General features: G+C 35.9%; 1 protein-coding gene. It reads right to left on the bottom strand.

The window, feature by feature from the left end:
* Positions 1-332 precede the first annotated feature (332 nt).
* Positions 333-1,301: a ribose-phosphate diphosphokinase gene (locus tag ACMZ6U_RS10360; RefSeq protein WP_416108338.1), complete on the bottom strand. Its 969-nt coding sequence runs from the start codon at positions 1,299-1,301 to the stop codon at positions 333-335.
* Positions 1,302-1,425 lie beyond the last annotated feature (124 nt).

Below are 1,425 nucleotides of genomic sequence, written 5' to 3'. Positions count from 1 at the left end.
AAGGTTATAAAGCTCCTTCTACAGTCTTTAAGAAGATCATGAATCATCTCACAACCAAAAAACAAGTGTCAACCTCTAACTGTGATACTTGTCCCCTTCTCAAGCCTCTATGTTTGTAACAACTGCCCTAAAAGAAGCGTGATCCTGAAATTCTAGCTACCTATCACTTACTTTAAGACTCCATCAGCGCCAGTGATTTCAGTATCCCAAAAACTAAGTATTTCAAGCAATTTTGTTCCCAACCTTATCAGTACCTATAGCTAATAGGACTTACTTTGAGAAGTTAGTATATAAAAAAGGATCTCATCAAAAGACCCTTCTATGTAATCAATTTACTTTTTAGTTGATAATTCAAATAATGGGGATAAAGGACGTTTTTCATGGATACGTACAATAGCATCACCAATTAATTCAGCAATAGAAATTTGTTCAATCTTATCAATCAAACGTTCTTCAGAAAGATAGATAGTATCTAAAACAACTAATTTTTCAATAGCTGAGTTTTGAATATTATCTAAGGCAGGTCCTGACAAAACTGGATGTGTACATGAGGCATATACGCAGGTAGCCCCTGCCTCTGCTAAAGCATCTGCTGCATGGCAAATGGTACCAGCCGTATCAATCATATCATCAATCAAAATACAAGTTTTTCCTTCAACATTACCAATAATATTCATCACTTCACTCGTATTCATCTTATCAACACTACGACGCTTATCAATGATAGCAATAGGGGTATGCAAGAATTGTGCTAACTTACGCGCACGCGTAACACCACCATGATCTGGACTAACAACAACAACATCATCTCCTACTAGACCATGACGATCAAAGTAATCAGCAATAAGAGGAGCTCCCATTAAATGATCAACAGGAATATCAAAAAAACCTTGAATTTGTGCTGCATGAAGATCTACCGTTAACAAACGATTCACACCAGCAACCTCTAACATGTCTGCAACTAATTTTGAAGTGATAGGCTCACGTGAACGTGCTTTACGATCCTGACGAGCGTAACCATAATACGGCATAACAACATTAATCGTCTCAGCGCTAGCTCTTTTTAAAGCGTCCACCATAATCAAAATTTCCATTAAATTATCATTGACCGGTGAGCTCGTTGATTGCAAAATAAAAACATGATGTCCACGAATTGATTCTTCAATATTGACTTGAATCTCACCGTCAGAAAACTGATGAACAGTTGATTTTCCAAGACTAATGCCAATATTTTCAGCAACTTTTTCTGCTAATTCTTTGTTTGATGACAATGCAAACAACTTTAAATTAGAATAAGACATGATTTCCTCCATCTATTTAGTCCTCCCTTATTCTACCGTTTTTAGGGCTTTTTTTCAAACAATATTATAAATAATTCACTCCTTCTAACCCAAAGCACAAAAAAGAAGAACATAATCCTCTTAT

The sequence above is a fragment of the Streptococcus pluranimalium genome (assembly GCF_047785745.1).
GTDB lineage: Bacteria > Bacillota > Bacilli > Lactobacillales > Streptococcaceae > Streptococcus > Streptococcus pluranimalium_B.
Note: the sequence above shows the minus strand (reverse complement) of the source record. Positions and strands in the feature narration are given on the sequence as shown.

What these genes read in the sequence shown, in the direction of transcription:
- ACMZ6U_RS10360 (WP_416108338.1), bottom strand. Translation starts at nt 1,301, where the DNA reads ATGTCTTATTCTAATTTAAAGTTGTTTGCATTGTCATCAAACAAAGAA.